General features: G+C 61.1%; 19 protein-coding genes and 1 pseudogene. 7 read left to right on the top strand and 13 right to left on the bottom strand.

Annotation, left to right across the window (positions count from 1 at the left end; all coding sequences use genetic code 11):
- The 9 genes and pseudogenes from H559_RS0100005 to rpe form a co-directional block, all read right to left on the bottom strand.
- Nucleotides 1–255: transposase (locus tag H559_RS0100005; protein WP_028450977.1), on the bottom strand; the 255-nt coding region annotated here is incomplete at its 3' end.
- Nucleotides 256–407: 152 nt separating this feature from the next.
- Nucleotides 408–635, bottom strand: a pseudogene (locus H559_RS22070) (transposase); the annotation flags it as partial.
- A gap of 161 nt (nt 636–796) precedes the next feature.
- Nucleotides 797–1,825, bottom strand: coding sequence for an anthranilate phosphoribosyltransferase (gene trpD, locus H559_RS0100015; RefSeq protein ID WP_028450978.1), 1,029 nt, complete (start codon nt 1,823–1,825; stop codon nt 797–799).
- Nucleotides 1,826–1,894: 69 nt separating this feature from the next.
- Nucleotides 1,895–2,356, bottom strand: a complete 462-nt coding sequence (locus H559_RS21185; protein WP_081412791.1) for a lysozyme inhibitor LprI family protein — start codon at nt 2,354–2,356, stop codon at nt 1,895–1,897.
- A gap of 51 nt (nt 2,357–2,407) precedes the next feature.
- The gene (locus H559_RS0100025; protein WP_211230858.1) at nt 2,408–2,980 is read right to left on the bottom strand and encodes an anthranilate synthase component II; all 573 of its coding nucleotides are present in this window, start codon (nt 2,978–2,980) and stop codon (nt 2,408–2,410) included.
- A gap of 16 nt (nt 2,981–2,996) precedes the next feature.
- On the bottom strand, nt 2,997–4,466 hold the full coding sequence (gene trpE / locus H559_RS0100030) for an anthranilate synthase component I (protein ID WP_034639168.1): 1,470 nt from the start codon (nt 4,464–4,466) through the stop codon (nt 2,997–2,999).
- Nucleotides 4,467–4,631: 165 nt separating this feature from the next.
- Complete coding sequence (locus H559_RS0100035) at nt 4,632–5,051, bottom strand: hypothetical protein (RefSeq protein WP_028450981.1); 420 nt, start codon at nt 5,049–5,051, stop codon at nt 4,632–4,634.
- Between the two features lie 121 nt (nt 5,052–5,172).
- Nucleotides 5,173–5,841: a phosphoglycolate phosphatase gene (locus tag H559_RS0100040; RefSeq protein WP_028450982.1), complete on the bottom strand. Its 669-nt coding sequence runs from the start codon at nt 5,839–5,841 to the stop codon at nt 5,173–5,175.
- A gap of 184 nt (nt 5,842–6,025) precedes the next feature.
- A complete protein-coding gene (rpe, locus tag H559_RS0100045) occupies nt 6,026–6,706 on the bottom strand; it encodes a ribulose-phosphate 3-epimerase (RefSeq protein ID WP_028450983.1) in 681 nt (226 codons plus the stop codon).
- A gap of 166 nt (nt 6,707–6,872) precedes the next feature.
- Here rpe and apaG point away from each other — a divergent pair, with 166 nt between their 5' ends.
- Entirely contained in the window at nt 6,873–7,250 is a 378-nt protein-coding gene (gene apaG, locus H559_RS0100050) for a Co2+/Mg2+ efflux facilitator ApaG/CorD (protein ID WP_034639171.1), read from the top strand.
- 139 nt (nt 7,251–7,389) lie between these two features.
- Nucleotides 7,390–9,168 carry an ABCB family ABC transporter ATP-binding protein/permease gene (locus tag H559_RS0100055; RefSeq protein WP_028450985.1) on the top strand — a complete coding sequence of 593 codons (1,779 nt, stop codon included), beginning with the start codon at nt 7,390–7,392 and terminating at the stop codon, nt 9,166–9,168.
- A gap of 6 nt (nt 9,169–9,174) precedes the next feature.
- On the opposite strand, the gene H559_RS0100060 is transcribed toward H559_RS0100055, so the two are convergent.
- Entirely contained in the window at nt 9,175–9,684 is a 510-nt protein-coding gene (locus tag H559_RS0100060) for a hypothetical protein (protein ID WP_155845236.1), read from the bottom strand.
- Between the two features lie 70 nt (nt 9,685–9,754).
- Here H559_RS0100060 and H559_RS22485 point away from each other — a divergent pair, with 70 nt between their 5' ends.
- The 3 genes from H559_RS22485 (at nt 9,755) to H559_RS18135 (ending at nt 12,704) form a co-directional block, all read left to right on the top strand.
- Nucleotides 9,755–9,952 carry a hypothetical protein gene (locus H559_RS22485; protein WP_155845237.1) on the top strand — a complete coding sequence of 66 codons (198 nt, stop codon included), beginning with the start codon at nt 9,755–9,757 and terminating at the stop codon, nt 9,950–9,952.
- A 384-nt stretch (nt 9,953–10,336) separates the two neighbouring features.
- Nucleotides 10,337–11,704 (top strand): L-serine ammonia-lyase, encoded by a 1,368-nt coding sequence (locus tag H559_RS0100070; protein ID WP_028450987.1) that lies wholly within the window; start codon nt 10,337–10,339, stop codon nt 11,702–11,704.
- A 133-nt stretch (nt 11,705–11,837) separates the two neighbouring features.
- Nucleotides 11,838–12,704: an HDOD domain-containing protein gene (locus H559_RS18135; protein WP_034639348.1), complete on the top strand. Its 867-nt coding sequence runs from the start codon at nt 11,838–11,840 to the stop codon at nt 12,702–12,704.
- 15 nt (nt 12,705–12,719) lie between these two features.
- Here H559_RS18135 and H559_RS0100080 read toward each other — a convergent pair whose 3' ends face one another.
- On the bottom strand, nt 12,720–13,097 hold the full coding sequence (locus tag H559_RS0100080; protein WP_028450988.1) for a hypothetical protein: 378 nt from the start codon (nt 13,095–13,097) through the stop codon (nt 12,720–12,722).
- Nucleotides 13,098–13,240: 143 nt separating this feature from the next.
- Between H559_RS0100080 and H559_RS0100085 the strand changes: the two genes are divergently transcribed.
- On the top strand, nt 13,241–13,582 hold the full coding sequence (locus H559_RS0100085) for a zinc ribbon domain-containing protein YjdM (RefSeq protein WP_028450989.1): 342 nt from the start codon (nt 13,241–13,243) through the stop codon (nt 13,580–13,582).
- A gap of 81 nt (nt 13,583–13,663) precedes the next feature.
- Here the strand turns inward: H559_RS0100085 and H559_RS0100090 are convergent, their stop codons facing one another.
- Nucleotides 13,664–14,098: an Hsp20/alpha crystallin family protein gene (locus H559_RS0100090; protein ID WP_051278766.1), complete on the bottom strand. Its 435-nt coding sequence runs from the start codon at nt 14,096–14,098 to the stop codon at nt 13,664–13,666.
- Nucleotides 14,099–14,376: 278 nt separating this feature from the next.
- Between H559_RS0100090 and H559_RS0100095 the strand changes: the two genes are divergently transcribed.
- The gene (locus tag H559_RS0100095) at nt 14,377–15,381 is read left to right on the top strand and encodes a nucleoid-associated protein (protein ID WP_028450991.1); all 1,005 of its coding nucleotides are present in this window, start codon (nt 14,377–14,379) and stop codon (nt 15,379–15,381) included.
- A 25-nt stretch (nt 15,382–15,406) separates the two neighbouring features.
- Here the strand turns inward: H559_RS0100095 and H559_RS22980 are convergent, their stop codons facing one another.
- The gene (locus H559_RS22980; RefSeq protein ID WP_211230859.1) at nt 15,407–16,186 is read right to left on the bottom strand and encodes a ComF family protein; all 780 of its coding nucleotides are present in this window, start codon (nt 16,184–16,186) and stop codon (nt 15,407–15,409) included.
- Nucleotides 16,187–16,234 lie beyond the last annotated feature (48 nt).

Consider the following 16,234-nt stretch of genomic DNA (forward strand, 5'->3'; position numbering starts at 1 on the left):
GATTTCGAGCTCCATCTTCAGTCGGGCGTTCTCCGCGCGCAGCTGGGATAACTCCATCTGCTCGGGCGTGATGGCCTTGCCAGTTCCGGCGGCCAGTTTTCCCGCCTTGCTGGCTTTGCGCCAGTTGCTGAGTGTCTGCTCGGAAATGCCCAGGTCGCGGGCGACCTGGGCGGGGGATTTGCCTTCGGCTTCGACCAGGCGGACCGCCTCTTGCTTGAACTCGGTGGTGAAGCTCTGCTTCGGGATTTTGTACATCGATACCTCCGTATGCCAGTTTATCTGGCTACGCTTGGTATCCGAAATTCGCGGTTAACCTCACATTTGAGTGATGACCCGCTAGCCATAAAACTTGAAATGCGCTGCGCTCAGTCAAACTTGGGCATCTTCCTTGTTGAGACTGGCGACCATATGCCCGTGGTTTGGCGGAGCGCCAGATTGAATAGATTTTTGATCATCAGGCAGAACTGAATTGCTGCATCGGTGAATCACTCGGAGCGACCACGTTATCCGGTTGGGGCGGCAAACCATGCCATGTCCTTGTCCAGCCAGATCAGCAGAGAGCCACGCTGGCACAGCGCATGATTGTAGGGTTTCCTGTTGGTGGTGCGGTACTTTGGCGGGACAGGCTTGCTCATGCTGACGACGGATTGTGTGGCAATGTGGTCAGATCAAGCAGGATGTGTGCCGATTTGTACAACAAAGCCCACGCATTCCTATCATGATCGCGTTAGATACGCGTCTGATCGCAAGCCGAGAGAGCCGTCATGAACCACACTAAACCTCTGCACATTTCAGATCACACTGCCAGCTGCTGCGTCAGTGCCACCAGCTCGGCCAGCTTGGCCTTCGCCGCGCCGCTGGCGAGCACCTCATGCGCGGCGTTGATGCCGTCTTCCAGTGTCACCGCCTTGTTGGCGGTATAGATCGCCGCACCGGCGTTGAGCAGCACGATGTCGCGCGCCGGGCCTGCCACGTTGTCGAGCACCTGTTCGATGACTGCCTTCGATTGTTGCGCGTCGCTGGCGTGCAGGTCCTTCACGTCGCAGAAGGCAAAACCGAAATCGCGCGGGTCGAGTTCGTATTCCGCTATGTCGCCGTCCTTCAGTTCGGCGACCAGTGTCTTGTCCATCAGGCTGATTTCATCGAGCCCGTCACGGCCGTGCACGATCATCACGTGCGTGCTGCCCAGCTGCTGCAGCACGCGGGCCTGGATGCCGACCAGATCGGGGTGGAACACGCCCATCAGCTGGTTGTCCGCGCCAGCGGGGTTGGTTAGCGGCCCCAGGATGTTGAAGATGGTGCGCACGCCCAGTTCGCGGCGCACCGGGGCGACGTATTTCATGGCGCTGTGGTAGTTGGGCGCGAACATGAAGCCGACGCCGATCTGGTCGATACACTGGCCGACCTGTTCGGGCGTCAGGTTCAGATTCACGCCCAGTGCTTCCAGCACGTCCGCACTGCCGGAGCTGGAGCTGACCGAGCGCCCGCCGTGCTTGGCGACCTTGGCGCCAGCGGCGGCGGCGACAAAGGCACAGGTGGTCGAGATATTGAAGGTGTGTGCGCCGTCACCGCCGGTGCCGCAGGTGTCGATCAGGTGGTTGCGATCCTTCACCGATACCTTGGTGGCGAATTCGCGCATCACGGTGGCGGCGGCGGCGATTTCGGACACGCTTTCGACCTTGGTGCGCAGGCCCATCAGCAGCGCGGCGATCTGCGTCGGCTGCATTTCGCCCGACATGATCTGGCGCATCAGGTGCAGCATTTCATCGTAAAAAAGCTCGTTGCTATCGATCAGACGGTTGAGGGCTTGCTGGATGGTGATCATGGTTTCCTCGGGGTATATGTCAGTATGCTTTTATTTGAAAGGGTTATGACTAGATAGCTGTGTGGGTATCTAGCGCATGTAATAGATGGACAATGCATGCGCGCGGGCGCGATCCAGGTCGATCCGGCACGCGGCCTCGGCAATGCCCGAGCCTGTGCCACTGCCGTAACTGGCGGCTACCCAGCGGCAATGTGCTTTCTGGTAACGGGAATACGCCTTGATATCCTGCTGCAGGGCGGACACCGCTTCGCTGCGCAGCTGGATTCGGTCGAGCTGTTTCATGGCGGCCAGTGCGGCGGCTTCTGCGTTCTGCCGGTCCTGTTTTGCTTGCGGCAGCAGCGTGGCAAGGCAATCCTTCAACTCGGCCTGGTTGCCTGCTTTCTGGTCGCATTCCTCTTCCGCGCCGTGTTGTGCCAGCAGGAGTGCTTGAACATGGTCGCGTTCGGTATTGCGGCGCTCGGCCTGGTTGTCATCCGCGGCCAGCGCGTGGACGGCCAGCATGGCGAATACGAGGGCGCTTAGGTGTCGCATGTTTTTTCCTCGGGCAAACAAAAGGCCGCACACGGCGGCCTTGCTGGCAAATCAGGCAAATTCGCGCAAGAAGTTGTCCAGCATCTGATGGCCGCATTCGGTCAGGATGGATTCGGGGTGGAACTGCACGCCTTCGATGGGCAGTGTCTTGTGGCGCACGCCCATGATTTCGCCATCTGCCGTCCACGCGGTCACTTCCAGGCAGTCGGGCAGCGATGCGCGCTCAATGGCCAGCGAGTGGTAGCGGGTCACGGTGACGGGGTTGGGTATACCCTTGAACATGCCGATATTGTGGTGCTCCACCGGCGACACCTTGCCGTGCATCAGTGTCTTGGCGTGCACGATTTTGCCACCAAAGGCTTCGCCGATGGACTGGTGGCCCAGGCAGACGCCCATGATGGGCAGCTTGCCGGCAAAGTGCTTGATCGCAGCGACCGAGATGCCGGCTTCCAGCGGCGAGCAGGGGCCGGGCGACACCACGAGGTATTTCGGCTTGAGCGCCTCGATTTCCGCGATGGTGATTTCGTCGTTGCGGTGTACCAGCACGTTCTGGCCGAGTTCGCCGAAGTACTGCACCAGGTTGTAGGTGAACGAGTCGTAGTTGTCGATCATCAAAAGAGACATGGCAATTCCTCAGGCTTTAGGCGTCAAGACCGTGTTGAACCAATTCCGCGGCACGCAGTACGGCGCGGGCCTTGTTCAGCGTTTCCTGCCATTCGCTCTCAGGCACGGAATCCGCCACGATGCCGGCTCCGGCCTGCATGAACAGCGTGTCGTTTTTCACGACCGCCGTGCGCAGCGCGATCGCCACGTCCATGTCGCCATTGAAGCCCAGATAGCCGACCGCGCCGGAATACACGCCGCGCTTGGTCGGCTCCAGCTCGTCGATGATTTCCATCGCGCGCACCTTCGGCGCGCCGGACACAGTGCCGGCGGGGAAAGTGGCCTTGAGTACATCCATCGCGTTCTTGTCGGCGAGCTTCTTGCCTTCCACCGAGGAGACGATGTGCATCACGTGCGAATAACGCTCGATGATCATCTTGTCGATCAGCTTCACCGAGCCGGTTGTTGCTACCCGGCCGGCGTCGTTGCGGCCCAGGTCGATCAGCATCACGTGCTCGGCGATTTCCTTCTCGTCAGCCAGCAGCTCTTCGGCCAGCGCCAGATCCTGTTCGCGGGTCTTGCCGCGCGGGCGGGTGCCGGCAATCGGGCGCACGGTGATCGCGTCGCCTTCCAGGCGCACCAGAATCTCCGGCGAGGCGCCGACGATGTGCATGTCGCCGAAATCGTAGAAGAACATATAGGGCGAGGGGTTGACCGAGCGCAGCGCGCGGTACAGCGCCAGCGGTGACTCGGCAAACGGTGCGGTCATGCGCTGTGCCAGCACCACCTGCATGATGTCGCCATCGCGGATGTAGTCCTTGGCCTTGAGTACCGCGTCCTTGAAAGGCTGTTCGCCGAATTCGGAGACCGGCGTGGCGACCATCTTAGCCGGATGCGACAGCGGGATCTGCACCGGCTCGCGCAGCTTCATGCGCAATTCGGACAGGCGGGTATTGGCTGCTTCATAGCTATTGGAAATGCTTGGGTCGGCATACGCGACCAGGTATAGCTTGCCGCTGAGGTTGTCGACTACCGCCAGTTCTTCGGACAGCAGCAATTGGATGTCCGGCGCGCCGATCGGATCGGGCTTGGGGCACGCCGCCAGCTTCTTTTCCACGTAGCGGATGGTTTCATAGCCGAAGTACCCGACCAGCCCGCCCAGAAAACGCGGCATGCCCGGCAGGGATGGCGCATTGAAGCGCGCCTGGTAGGCGGCGATCACGTCGAGCGGGTTGTCGCTGTGGCTTTCCACCACCCGGTCGTCAACGATCAGCTCGGTGGTCTGGCCGACGACTTTCAGTCGCGTGCGGGCCGGCAGCCCGATGAAGGAATAACGACCGAAGCGCTCGCCACCGACCACCGATTCCAGCAGATAGGAATACGGGCGGTTGGCCAGCTTCAGGTACACCGACAGCGGTGTATCCAGATCGGCAAACAGTTCGAGTACAAGCGGGATGCGGTTATAGCCCTGGGCGGCCAGGGCGTCGAATTCGGCGCGGGTCAGCATGGGTGTCTCCGACAGAGGGACTGGTTAGAACAAGGAAGGGCGTGGGCTCGCGATTACGAGCGACGCCATCGCCAATCGAGTCTCTGCAGGAAATGAACAGCCATGATGTGCGGGAAAAACCGTATAAAGGGAGTCAGGGCATTGTGCAGCCAACACGCGGCGGCGTCAAATTCCCTGCTCTTGCAGCGTGGCTTCGAAGCGTTCGCCGTGACGCGTGTTGTGCAGCGATTCGTAGCCGTTAAGCCAGTGGCGGGCGGTGAGCACCGCCGTCGCCAGTGTCAGCCCGAGCAGTATCGGCGGTTTGTTGCTCAGCACGCAGGTGACGGCTGCCGTGAGCAGCAGGCTCAGGGCAATGGTATCAACGCGCCAGGAATTGCGGGTCGCACGCAGGCTCAATTGCAGCGGCGTGATCTGCAGTGCCTGCCAGTCGTTGAGCAGATGGCGGGCCGCCATCAGTGCCAGCACGATGCTGATGCCGCTGGAAAACAGCTGCGCTGTCACACTGAAATAGACAACCGCCGCGAGGCTGAGCAGGGTGATCGAGGCATCCAGAACAAGGGTGCGGTGGTTGGCGCGCAGATTCATGAGACAGCTCCGGGCTGGTCGGGGATGTCTATAAGGTTAATACCCTACGCAGGAATTGCAAATCTGCAGCCTACCAGCGGTAGTGCGGGTGTGGCGATCTGGCACCGCGACTGGTTGTCGCTTACTCGCCGTCGTCGAGAAATTCCAGCAGTTCGCGGAAATCGTGAATGACCGAATCGGCACCCAGGCTCGCCACGTCGTCGCCATAACCATAGCTCACCGCCACCACCGGGCAGCCGGCTGCGCGCGCCGACAGGATGTCGTTTTTCGAATCACCCACCATCAGCAGCTGGTCAAGCGGCACGCCGAGCCTGGCGGCGGCCAGCAGGATGGGCGCGGCAGCGGGCTTCTTGTCGCTGGCGGTGTCGCCGCCGACGATGACGTCGAAATGCTCGAACACGCCCATTTCACGCAGCAGTGGCAGCGTGAAGCGTTCCGGCTTGTTGGTGACAATGGCGAGCGGAATGCCGCGCTCGTGCAGCGTGTGCAGCACTTCCTGCACGCGCGGGTAGAACTTCGTCGCGATGGTCAGGCCGGCCAGATAGTGCGCATTGAAGAGTTCCATTGCCTTTTTCTGCTCCGCCGAGCCGGTGTACTCCGCGGCATGGTCGTCGGCCAGCGTGCGTGCCACGAGGCTGGCCGAGCCATCACCCACATAGCTCTCGACCGTGTCGCTGGCGAGTTCAGCCAGGCCCAGGTCGGCGCGCATGGCATTGGCGGCGCGCGCCAGATCGTGAATGGAATCGACGAGGGTGCCGTCGAGGTCAAAGGCAAAGGCGGTAATGGTCATGGCGGAGCGTCAGGCGAGTGGGGCAGGGGCAAATCGTCGCATCGCCGCCGGAGGCTGTCCAGCCGTGTGCGGAACAATATGCCGGGGTTGTTGCTGAATGCTTGGGGTATGTTGCCACAGCCATTTTATCAAAAAGGCTGTGGCTTGATACCTATCGATGTTTATTCGGGGGGGGCCGGCTTGCCTAGCGGGCGACCTTGGCGAGCTCGGCACGCATCTGGTCGATGACCGCCTTGTAATCGGGCTTGCCGTAGATGGCCGAGCCGGCGACAAAGGTATCGACGCCGGCGGCGGCGATTTCGGCAATGTTGTCCACTTTCACGCCGCCGTCGATTTCCAGCCAGATTTCGCGGCCGGTTTTCGCGGTGTATTCGTCGATGCGCGCGCGTGCCTGGCGGGCTTTTTCCAGCACCGCCGGAATGAAGCTCTGGCCGCCGTAGCCCGGATTCACCGACATCAGCAGGATCATGTCGATCTTGTCCATCACGTAATCCAGATACGACAGCGGCGTTGCGGGGTTGAACACCAGGCCGGCCTTGCAGCCGCATTCCTTGATGAGCCCCAGCGAGCGGTCGACGTGTTCGCTCGCTTCCGGGTGGAAGGTGATGATGTTGGCGCCGGCCTTGGCGAAATCCGGGATGATGCGGTCAACGGGCTTCACCATCAGGTGTACGTCGATGGGCGCGTCGGTCCACGGACGGATGGCTTCACAGACCAGCGGGCCGATGGTCAGGTTCGGCACGTAGTGATTGTCCATCACGTCGAAGTGGATGATGTCGGCGCCCGCCTCGATCACGTTCTTTACTTCAGGGCCCAACTGGGCAAAGTCGGCAGACAGGATGCTGGGGGCGATGCGGAAAGTCATGTCGGGTCCTCGGTGCGGTGGCGGTGGTCATTGTAAGGGGAAAACGGGTCGTTCCAGTATGCCGGCTGCTTGCCTATCGCGCGCTGACATTGCGCAAAGCAGGCCGCGCCGGCTGCGCGAGTTCGGGTAAACTGCCTTCCCGTGTCTGATCCGCTGGTGCAGCCCGATGTCCGCACATTATCCCGTTACCGTTCAGGTGCAAACCCGCTTTGTGGCCGAGCAGTCCGATCTCGCCACTGACCAGTATGTGTTTGCCTACCGCATCACCATCAGCAATGCGGCCAGCGTGCCGGTGCAGCTGCTGACGCGCCACTGGATCATCACCGACATGAATGGCGGCATTCAGGAGGTACGCGGTGAAGGTGTGGTGGGCGAACAACCGCGGCTGGAGCCGGGCCAGTCCTTCGAATACACCTCGGGCGTGACGCTCGGCACGCCGGTTGGCACCATGCGCGGCAGTTACCAGATGGTGACGCAGGCCGGCGAAGCCTTCGACGTACCGATTGCCGAATTCCTGCTTTCGATTCCGCGTACGCTGCATTGAGTCCGGGGCTTCTGCCCCCATCTGCAGAATCAGCATGCGGCCCCCTTGCCGGGCTTGCCGTTTTTTTCGAAGGTATTGCCGTATGGCCCTTTGATCGTAAGGGCTGTGAGGCAATACCTTGCCTGTTACTGGATAGTCCATGCCTCCTTCCTCTTCATCTGCTGCCGGCCGGCACGACTGGCAGACCATCAAATCGCTGCTGCCCTATCTGTGGGCTTACAAGGGGCGGGTGCTATTGGCACTGGGGCTGCTGATCGCGGCCAAGTTCGCCAACGTCGGCGTGCCGCTGGTACTCAAAGATATCGTCGATGCGCTCGATGCCAGCAAGCACCCGCTGGCGGTGCCGCTGGCTCTGGTGCTGGCCTACGGTGGCCTGCGACTGGCGTCGGCGATCATGGGGGAGGCACGCGACGCGGTGTTTGCCAAGGTGACGCAGGGCGCAATCCGCCGCGTGGCGCTGCAGGTGTTCGAGCACCTGCACCGACTGAGTCTCAGATTTCATCTTGAGCGCCAGACCGGCGGGGTGAACCGCGACATTGACCGCGGCACCAAGGGCATTTCCTTTCTGCTGAATTTCACGCTGTTCAACATCCTGCCGACGCTGGTGGAAATCGTGCTGGTGGCGCTGGTGCTGCTCAAAAAGTACGAGTGGTATTTCGCCGGCATTACTTTTGGCACCATCGCGCTCTACATCGCCTTCACGCTGGGCGTGACCGAATGGCGCATGGGCTGGCGCAAGCAGATGAACGAGCTGGATTCCAGCGCCAATTCGAAGGCGGTGGATTCGCTGCTCAATTACGAGACGGTGAAATACTTCAACAACGAGCGCTGGGAAGCCCGCCGCTACGACGAAAGCCTCGCCAAATGGGAGGACGTGGCGATCAAGAGCCAGGTGTCGCTCAATTTCCTGAATGCCGGTCAGGCTTGCATCATTGCGCTGGGCGTCACCGGGCTGGTGTGGCTGGCCGCGGCCGACGTGGTGGCCGGCCGCATGTCGCTGGGCGATCTGGTGCTGGTGAATGCCTTCCTGCTGCAGCTCTATGGCCCGCTGAATTTCCTCGGCTTTGTCTACCGCGAAATCAAGCACGCACTGGCCGACATGGACAAGATGTTTGCGCTGATGGGACGCAATGCCGAAATCACCGACGCGCCGGACGCCAGGCCGCTTTCGACCAAGGCGGCCGAGGTGCGCTTCGATGCGGTTGAGTTCGGCTATGATCCCGAGCGGCAGATACTCTTCGGTGTCGATTTCACCATCCCGGCCGGTGGCACGCTCGCCGTCGTGGGGGCCAGCGGCGCCGGCAAATCGACGCTCTCGCGCCTGCTGTACCGCTTCTATGATGTGCAATCCGGGGGTATACGGATCAACGGCGAAGATATCAGAGGGCTGCAGCAGCATACCCTTCGCGAGCACATCGGCATCGTGCCGCAGGATACGGTGCTGTTCAACGACACCATCTATTACAACATCGCCTACGGCAAGCCGAATGCCAGCCGCGAGGAGATCATCGAAGCCGCCAAATCGGCGCACATCCACGACTTTATTGCAGCGCTGCCGCAGGGCTACGACACCATTGTCGGCGAGCGTGGCTTGAAGCTCTCGGGCGGTGAAAAGCAGCGCGTGGCGATTGCGCGCACCATCCTGAAAAACCCGCCCATCCTGATTTTTGACGAGGCGACCAGCGCGCTGGATTCGAAAACCGAAAAAGCCATCCAGGCCGAGCTGAAGGCGATTTCAGCCAACCGCACGACACTGATTGTCGCGCACCGGCTGTCGACGATTGCCGATGCCGACGAAATCCTCGTCATGGAAGGCGGCCGCGTGATCGAACGCGGCACGCACCGTGCGCTGCTGGATGCGGGCGGTGTCTACGCCAGAATGTGGGCACTGCAGGCGCAGGAAGAACCTGCCGAGTGATCAGAATCAGCCGCCGCACAGTGCCTGTAGCGCTGCTTTTTCGATGGCTGTGCCTGGGGTCTTGAATGCCCATTGCGCCAGTTCTTTCTGGCTGCCGTAATCGTACGAAAGCAGATTTTTGCTGCAGCGAACCGCAACGCCCTGCGTGCTTTCCAGATACTGGGCCATGACTACGCCGTCGGTTTCGGCGCGCGTGGAAAGATCAAGGATCACATCCTGTCCATCATGTGTACCCAGCTTGATCTGCAGGGCCAGGCTGGCGATGGCTTCCGCCGACATCGGCGGGTTGTCCCTGCCGGGGAAGTTGCCGTTTTCGTCACGGGGTAGTCCGGCATTGAGCAGACCGGTGAGATAGGCGCCGCAGCCGACGTCAGTTCCCCATGTGTCGGCATTCCGGCGCTGCTGGCTGCATGCCTCGATGAAACTGGTTTCGAACTGTTTGCGACCTTCCGGTGAAGCTTGCCGATAGGTTTCGATGACCACCTGCATCACGGGGCGGTTTTTCTCAAATATCAAGCGACCGAGCAGTTCCTGGTAGCAGGACACCTGTTCCAGGTTTTCGACGCGGCCAGCCCGGATGCTGCACTTGTTCCTGATTGCCTCGCTTTCATCGCTAGAGGGTTTGACAATCGACGTTTCTGCGGCACCTGCGGTGGAGGCGGCAAGGATAATCAGAAGGCCCGGCAGTTTTTTTCTCATCGCAGACGACAAATTCAGAAAAATGGACGCAAAAGCTTACGCCTTTACTGGGTTGGCTTGCCAGCAAAATGCTTTTCTGGCGTAAAGCTGGCGTTTGCTGGGGCTGTGCTGCTTATGGCGCGTCGTGCATCGCCGCATGCACGGCGCTGGCGGCATCGGGGTCGGGCAGGGCGGGGATGTGGTCCCAGTGATCGCTGTTCATGGCGCTATCCTTCATTTCATGTTGCACTGCGACACAGTGTAGGCGCCTGCGCTTGGCCAGCCTTGCGCTGGCGCAAATGAGACACGAAATTGTAGTTGCGGTTTTCCCGACTACAGCTGGACGAACCCGCACGCAAGGGCTTGGGTTTTCCTGATATGGCATTGTGCGGCGCTGTGCGATAGTGAATCGCAGGCGGGTGGCCGGCGCGACAGAAGCGTCGCCGCTACCCATGGCAACGATTCCATCTCCGTGCAGGTAAGCAGTTCCATGATCAGCGTCTTCGATCTGTTCAAAATCGGCATCGGGCCGTCCAGCTCGCATACCGTCGGGCCGATGGTGGCCGCGCGGCGCTTCGTGCAGCAGCTGCAGGACAGCGGCGTGCTGGCCAGTGTCGCTCGTGTCGAGGCCAATCTGTACGGCTCGCTGGCGCTGACCGGTGCCGGCCATGGCACGATTGCTGCCGTGCTGCTGGGGCTGGAAGGTGCCGAGCCGGCTACCGTCGACCCGCAGCATCTGCAGGCGCGCGCGCAGGCTTTGCAACTGGGGGCCGATCTGCTGCTGGCCGGCAGCAAAGCCCTGCCTTTTAATTTTGCGTGTGACCTCTTGCTGCACCGGCACCAGTTTCTGCCGCAGCACGCCAATGGCCTGCGTTTTCGTGCGCTGGTGGCGGACGGGCGCGTGTTGGCCGATGAAACCTATTTCTCGGTCGGCGGCGGCTTCGTGCAGACCGAGGCCGAGCTGGCCGCGCCGCTGGCTGACGCGCTGACGGTGCCGTATCCGTTCCGCTCGGCAGCAGAGCTGATGGCGCTGTGCCGCGTGCACAATCGCACGATTGCGCAGATCATGCTGGAGAACGAGCTGGTACATCTGCCGGCCGCGGAAGTCCGTCGCCGTCTGCTGGCGATTGCCGGTGTGATGCAGGATTGCATCGCGCGGGGCGGGCAGTGCGAGGGCGAGCTGCCGGGGGATTACCATGTACGCCGCCGCGCACCGGCAATCATGAAAAAGCTGCAGATGCTGCAGCAGGCCGGCCGGGGCGACATCATGCTCTGGCCGATGGTGTATGCGATTGCCGTGTCGGAGGAGAATGCCGCCGGCGGGCGCATCGTCACCGCGCCGACCAATGGCGCGGCCGGCATCATTCCGGCGGTGCTGCAGTACTACCGCAACTTTGCGCCCAATGCATCCGATGAAGGTATTGTCGATTTCCTGCTGACCGCCGCGGCCATCGGCCTGCTCTACAAGATGAACGCATCGATTTCCGGTGCCGAAGTCGGCTGTCAGGGCGAGGTGGGCGTGGCGTGCTCGATGGCGGCTGGCGCGTATTGCGCGGTGCTGGGCGGCACGCTGGCGCAGATTGAAAATGCAGCCGAAATCGCGATGGAGCACCATCTCGGGTTGACCTGCGACCCCGTCGGTGGCCTGGTGCAGGTGCCCTGTGTCGAGCGCAACGGCGTGGCGGCCGAGAAGGCGATCAAGGTCGCGCAACTCGCATTACTGGAAAACGGCGAGCATCTGGTGTCGCTCGACAAGGTCATCGAAACGATGCTGCGTACCGGGCAGGACATGCAGCACAGCTACAAGGAAACGGCGCTGGGTGGCCTGGCGCTGACCGTGGGGTTGCCGGCCTGCTAGTACGACGCGGCCTCGCAAGGCCATGCCGGAGCAGGGGCTGCACTTCGAGTGCCGGACCCGCGACCTGCGGTGATGGCAGCGCTGTCAGCTATAGTGAAAGCATGACGTTGCCCGTATGAGTTCCGAGGTCATCATGCCCGAACTGCACTCTGTGCCAAAAACAGCCGACGCCCTGCGCGACGAACGCTTCCATTTTCTGGAGGATATTGCCCGGGAGTTGACGGGTGACGTTGTGTTTCCAGTCTGTTTTGACGCAACAATACGCATCAGTTCAGTGATGCGCAGCCAGACTGCCTCCCTGCAGCGCATTGCACAGGAAGTGCAGAAAGATCCCCTGATTACGAGCAAGTTGCTTAAGCTGGCCAACACCGCCGCATTCAATGCCTCGGGGCGTCCGGTGCTTGATCTGTCATCGGCCGTCGTGCGTCTGGGCATGCAGACCACGCGCTCGGTGGCGATGGCCTGTTCCCTGCAGCAGCTCAGCAAAGGTGAAGGGGCGAGTGCTTTCGAGGACAAGGCGCTGGCCTTGTGGCGGCACAGCATGCGTACCGCCGTCTACGCGATGGTATTCGCCCGACGTCTGACGCGGCACAACCCCGACGTGGCCATGCTGGCCGGGCTGATACACGACCTTGGTGCTTTTTTCCTGCTGGATCGCGCGGGGCACTATCCGGAGCTGGTCGAGCGTCCGGCGTCGGTTGATTATCTGGTCGCGCAATGGCATGACAGCATCGGCGCCGCGCTGATGAGCACACTGGGCTTGCCAGATGAAGTCATCGACGCAGTGCATGAAATCGACCTGCCACGCCCCCCTGTCGAACAGTTGCGCACACTCAATGACGTGCTGTACGTCGCCAACCTCTTTGCGGGCGGGCTCGACGAAATGAGCCGGATGGATGTCCCCATGCTGGAAGAGCCCGCCGAGTTGGCTGATCCGCAGTATCTGGCCTGCCAGGATGAGGCCGAAACCAACTGTACCTCCATTCTCAGCGTCTGGTAGGCATGTCCTGCCCGGCTATTGTCTGGTCGATGGCAGCCAGTTGATGACGTTGACCTGGTGGTCGATGGCAAACAGTCGTGCCCGTGTCTGGGCCAGTGCGCCTCGCATGGCCTCGCGGGAATCTGCAATCCGGATGGCTCTGTCGGGTCTGGCCGGCAGGGCTGCAGCGATCATCTCGGCATCGGCTTTCTCGAAACGCGTTGCAAGATGGATGTCGCACGGAGCAGCCGTCACCGGCTTGCGGTCGCGCAGCACGAATTGCAGCGGCGTGTCGCCCGCCAGCAGTATGTAGATGCTGGCATTGCCGGCGGCCTCCGCCCGCGCGAGCTCGGCTTCCAGTGCCGCGATGGTCTGTACCAGTTCGTCCCTGACGGCGGTTTGCGGGTTTTTCATGGTGTACGGGTGTTGCTGCCGGTTTGGTAAAAGCCCGGGCAGTATGCCATGCATGTCTGGCCAAGAAACCATGAGCGTTACAGGGGAATCGGCTTCCCGCTGCTATACTGCGCGTTTTGCAATCTGCCGAATCTGGAATGCCGATGTCTACGCTGCCCGCCTGTCCCCAATGCACACTGGAAAATACCTACCCCGATGGCGACAACTTCGTCTGTGCCGATTGCGGCTTCGAGTGGCCGGCGGTGGCTGCTGCCAGCGATGAGGAAGCCGACGCGGTGGTGCGCGATGCCAACGGCAACATCCTCAATGACGGCGATGCCGTGGTACTGATCAAGGACCTGAAGGTGAAGGGCTCGTCGATCACGCTGAAGCAGGGTAGCAAGGTCAAAAGCATCCGGCTGGTCAGCGGCGGCGATCACGAAGTCGACTGCAAGCTCGATGCCGGCCAGTTCATGCTCAAGGCGTGTTTCCTGAAAAAAGTCTGACCGGCCAATGCGCCACAACAAAACCCGGCCGAGGCCGGGTTTTGTGTTTCATGCAAAGCGCTTGCACCGCAGGGCGGGAAGCTAGAGGATTTCGATCTGCCGGCGTTTTTCGCTGATGGTCTTCTTCGGCAGCACCAGTTCCAGCACGCCATCCTTGAAGCTGGCGGTGGTGGCGGCTTCGTCGAGCGCGTGGCCCAGGCGGAAGCTGCGCGATACCTCGCCGAAATAGCGTTCCGAGCGCAGTACGCGGTCACCTTCCTTGGTTTCCTTTTCCTGCTTCACTTCGGCCGCAATCGTGACGACGTCGTCTTCGACGTGCACCTTGATATCCTCTTTTTTCACCCCGGCCAGCTCGGCATGCACCGTGTAGGCCTTGTCGTCTTCCTTGACATCAATCTTGATCTGGGTCGGGGCGTCGAAATCCACCGGGCGCACGAAGAAACCGCGGAAGAGATCGTCCAGCGTGCTCAGCGGCTCCTGCAGGTTGTCCAGTTTGCGTCTGATCAGGCTGCCCATGATGAACACCTCCTTTTGTCCGGGTTGATAAAGACTGCTTTTGCACTTCAGAAATAGCAGCCCTGAAAACCTTGTAAAGCCGGTGGTTTTAGCGTTTCCGCCGAACGGCATGGGCTGCCTTCGCAGGTTTTTCTCTGGAAAATATCAAGGGTATATTAATGAATCCATTTATCTGAAATGGCTTTGTGCTTATACATGTATGGGTATTTCGGTGTGCCCTTGCGGCCAGCTCCAGTCGCAGTGATAATTCGCGCTCATTCCCCCAGCAGGTTTTTCCCATGATGATCGAACAGTCCCGCGTCGCCCAGCTCGTAGTCCATCGTGTCGGCAATGCCGCACGCGGCGAGCCGCTGCACCTGTCGGAGCGTGCCGCCAGCGTGGACGAAGACGTGTCGGCACTGATTCTGGCCGGTTACCTCAAGGGCATCGTTTCGGAGAAAAAGCAGCATCAGTTCATCCACGAGACTGACCTGAACCTGAACGAGCTGTATCACTACAAGCAGCAGTTTTTCCGGGGCGAACTCGGTTTCGTGGCCTTGTCCCAAGTGATTGCGAAGCACCTGCACGCGCGCTCGCAACACCCGAACATCAGCGCCGGCGATCTGCTGGTCATCCTGTTCGAGGGGCTGCAAGAAGGCGAGGGCACGCAGCGCGCCATCGGCGTGTTCAAGTCCGAAATCCGCGATGATTTTCTGACGGTGGTCGAATCCGGCGAGGTGATCGACCTGCGGCACGCCACCGGCATCAATCCGCGCCTGATCGACAAGGGAGCGCTGATTCTGGAAAACGGTCCGCTGATGTATGCGGTGGACCGGCAGGCGCAGAACGCCAAATTCTGGCTGGATGATTTCCTGCAGGTGCTGCGCGTGCCCGATCCGGCCAGTACGACCAAAATGGTGGCCGATGTGCTGGAGCAGGTGTCGGAGCAGATCACGGATGCCAAACAGCAGCAGCAGTTCAAGGAAGAAGTGCTGACGCGCTGCCGCGAGGAAGAGGACTTCCTGCCCTGGGAAGTGGGTGAAGTGGCCGGCAGATTCGTGCCCAGTGAGCAGGTCAGCCAGATGATGGACGAGGCCGCCGCGTCACACGGTTTTTCGCTGGAAAAATCCGCGCGCGTGCCGGCCAAGAATGTCGCCAAGCGCCTGGAGCGCAGCTGGAGCAAGATCGGCATCGGCCACGGCGTCAGCATCCTGCAGCCCTCGGACCTGAACCTCGAGGACGTGAACATCGAGAACGGCGACGAGGAAATCGTGATGACGCTGTATTTTTCCAAAAAGACCTGATGGGTATCAGGCTGCAGCCCTCTATTTAAAAGGGCTGTAGATGGATACTGTGATTTGTGTGTGGCGAGCAGCGTTCTTGCTTCCTTCCGTGCGGCAGGGTGCGTGCCAGTACCCAGGCTGTGACGCTGGCGGCGCCCGCTGCCTTCAGTGCCCGGGCGGCGGCGTCGAGGCTGGCACCGCTGGTCATCACGTCATCCACCACGATCACATCCAGGCCGGCCACCGCTGGTGCTGCGGCAAACGCCTTCCGTAAATTCCTGTGCCGTGCCTTCCGGCTGAGCCGTGACTGGTGACCGGTATCGCGGGTGCGCACCAGCAGATCATGCCGCAATGACAGATTGCTCGCCCGTGCCAGCGGGAGTGCCAGCTCCAGCGCCTGATTGAAACCGCGTTCGCGCAGGCGGCTGGCGTGCAGTGGCAGTGGAATCAGGACACTGCCTGCTGCCAGCGCCGGGCGATGCTGCGCCATCAGCTGTCCGAACAGAGGCCAGAGTTGCCACCGCCCGCCATATTTGCCGGCCATCACCAGTTCGCTGACGGGGGACTGGTAGCCCAGCAGTGCGTGGCAGGCATCAAAAGCAGGCGGCGCCCGCAGGCAGCTGCCGCACAGTTGCCCGTCTGCCGTCGGCAGGGCGCAGCGCGGACAGGCCTGGCGCGGCAACCAGGGCAGGCCGGCCAGACAGGCGCTGCACAGTGCTTCCCGGCCACTGGTCTGACACAGCACACAGCGGCAGGGCAGTACACGATCAAGCAGTCCGGCCGCCCGGCGGAAGTTGTTCAAAATTGCCGCGCCAAAATTTGACAACTTGCCTCCCGCTTCCGACAATGGCCGCCATCCTTCATGTACAGCAGG

It is taken from the genome of Chitinilyticum aquatile DSM 21506 (genome assembly GCF_000430805.1).
GTDB lineage: Bacteria > Pseudomonadota > Gammaproteobacteria > Burkholderiales > Chitinibacteraceae > Chitinilyticum > Chitinilyticum aquatile.

Bases quoted from the DNA above. Each gene is read 5' to 3' on its own strand.
- apaG (WP_034639171.1), top strand. From the start codon at position 6,873: ATGTCCGCACATTATCCCGTTACCGTTCAGGTGCAAACCCGCTTTGTG.
- trpE (WP_034639168.1), bottom strand. From the start codon at position 4,466: ATGCTGACCCGCGCCGAATTCGACGCCCTGGCCGCCCAGGGCTATAAC.
- H559_RS0100070 (WP_028450987.1), top strand. From the start codon at position 10,337: ATGATCAGCGTCTTCGATCTGTTCAAAATCGGCATCGGGCCGTCCAGC.
- H559_RS0100035 (WP_028450981.1), bottom strand. From the start codon at position 5,051: ATGAATCTGCGCGCCAACCACCGCACCCTTGTTCTGGATGCCTCGATC.
- H559_RS0100095 (WP_028450991.1), top strand. From the start codon at position 14,377: ATGATGATCGAACAGTCCCGCGTCGCCCAGCTCGTAGTCCATCGTGTC.
- H559_RS0100090 (WP_051278766.1), bottom strand. From the start codon at position 14,098: ATGGGCAGCCTGATCAGACGCAAACTGGACAACCTGCAGGAGCCGCTG.
- H559_RS18135 (WP_034639348.1), top strand. From the start codon at position 11,838: ATGCCCGAACTGCACTCTGTGCCAAAAACAGCCGACGCCCTGCGCGAC.
- H559_RS0100025 (WP_211230858.1), bottom strand. From the start codon at position 2,980: ATGTCTCTTTTGATGATCGACAACTACGACTCGTTCACCTACAACCTG.
- H559_RS0100080 (WP_028450988.1), bottom strand. From the start codon at position 13,097: ATGAAAAACCCGCAAACCGCCGTCAGGGACGAACTGGTACAGACCATC.
- rpe (WP_028450983.1), bottom strand. From the start codon at position 6,706: ATGACTTTCCGCATCGCCCCCAGCATCCTGTCTGCCGACTTTGCCCAG.
- trpD (WP_028450978.1), bottom strand. From the start codon at position 1,825: ATGATCACCATCCAGCAAGCCCTCAACCGTCTGATCGATAGCAACGAG.
- H559_RS0100085 (WP_028450989.1), top strand. From the start codon at position 13,241: ATGTCTACGCTGCCCGCCTGTCCCCAATGCACACTGGAAAATACCTAC.
- H559_RS0100040 (WP_028450982.1), bottom strand. From the start codon at position 5,841: ATGACCATTACCGCCTTTGCCTTTGACCTCGACGGCACCCTCGTCGAT.
- H559_RS0100055 (WP_028450985.1), top strand. From the start codon at position 7,390: ATGCCTCCTTCCTCTTCATCTGCTGCCGGCCGGCACGACTGGCAGACC.
- H559_RS21185 (WP_081412791.1), bottom strand. From the start codon at position 2,356: ATGCGACACCTAAGCGCCCTCGTATTCGCCATGCTGGCCGTCCACGCG.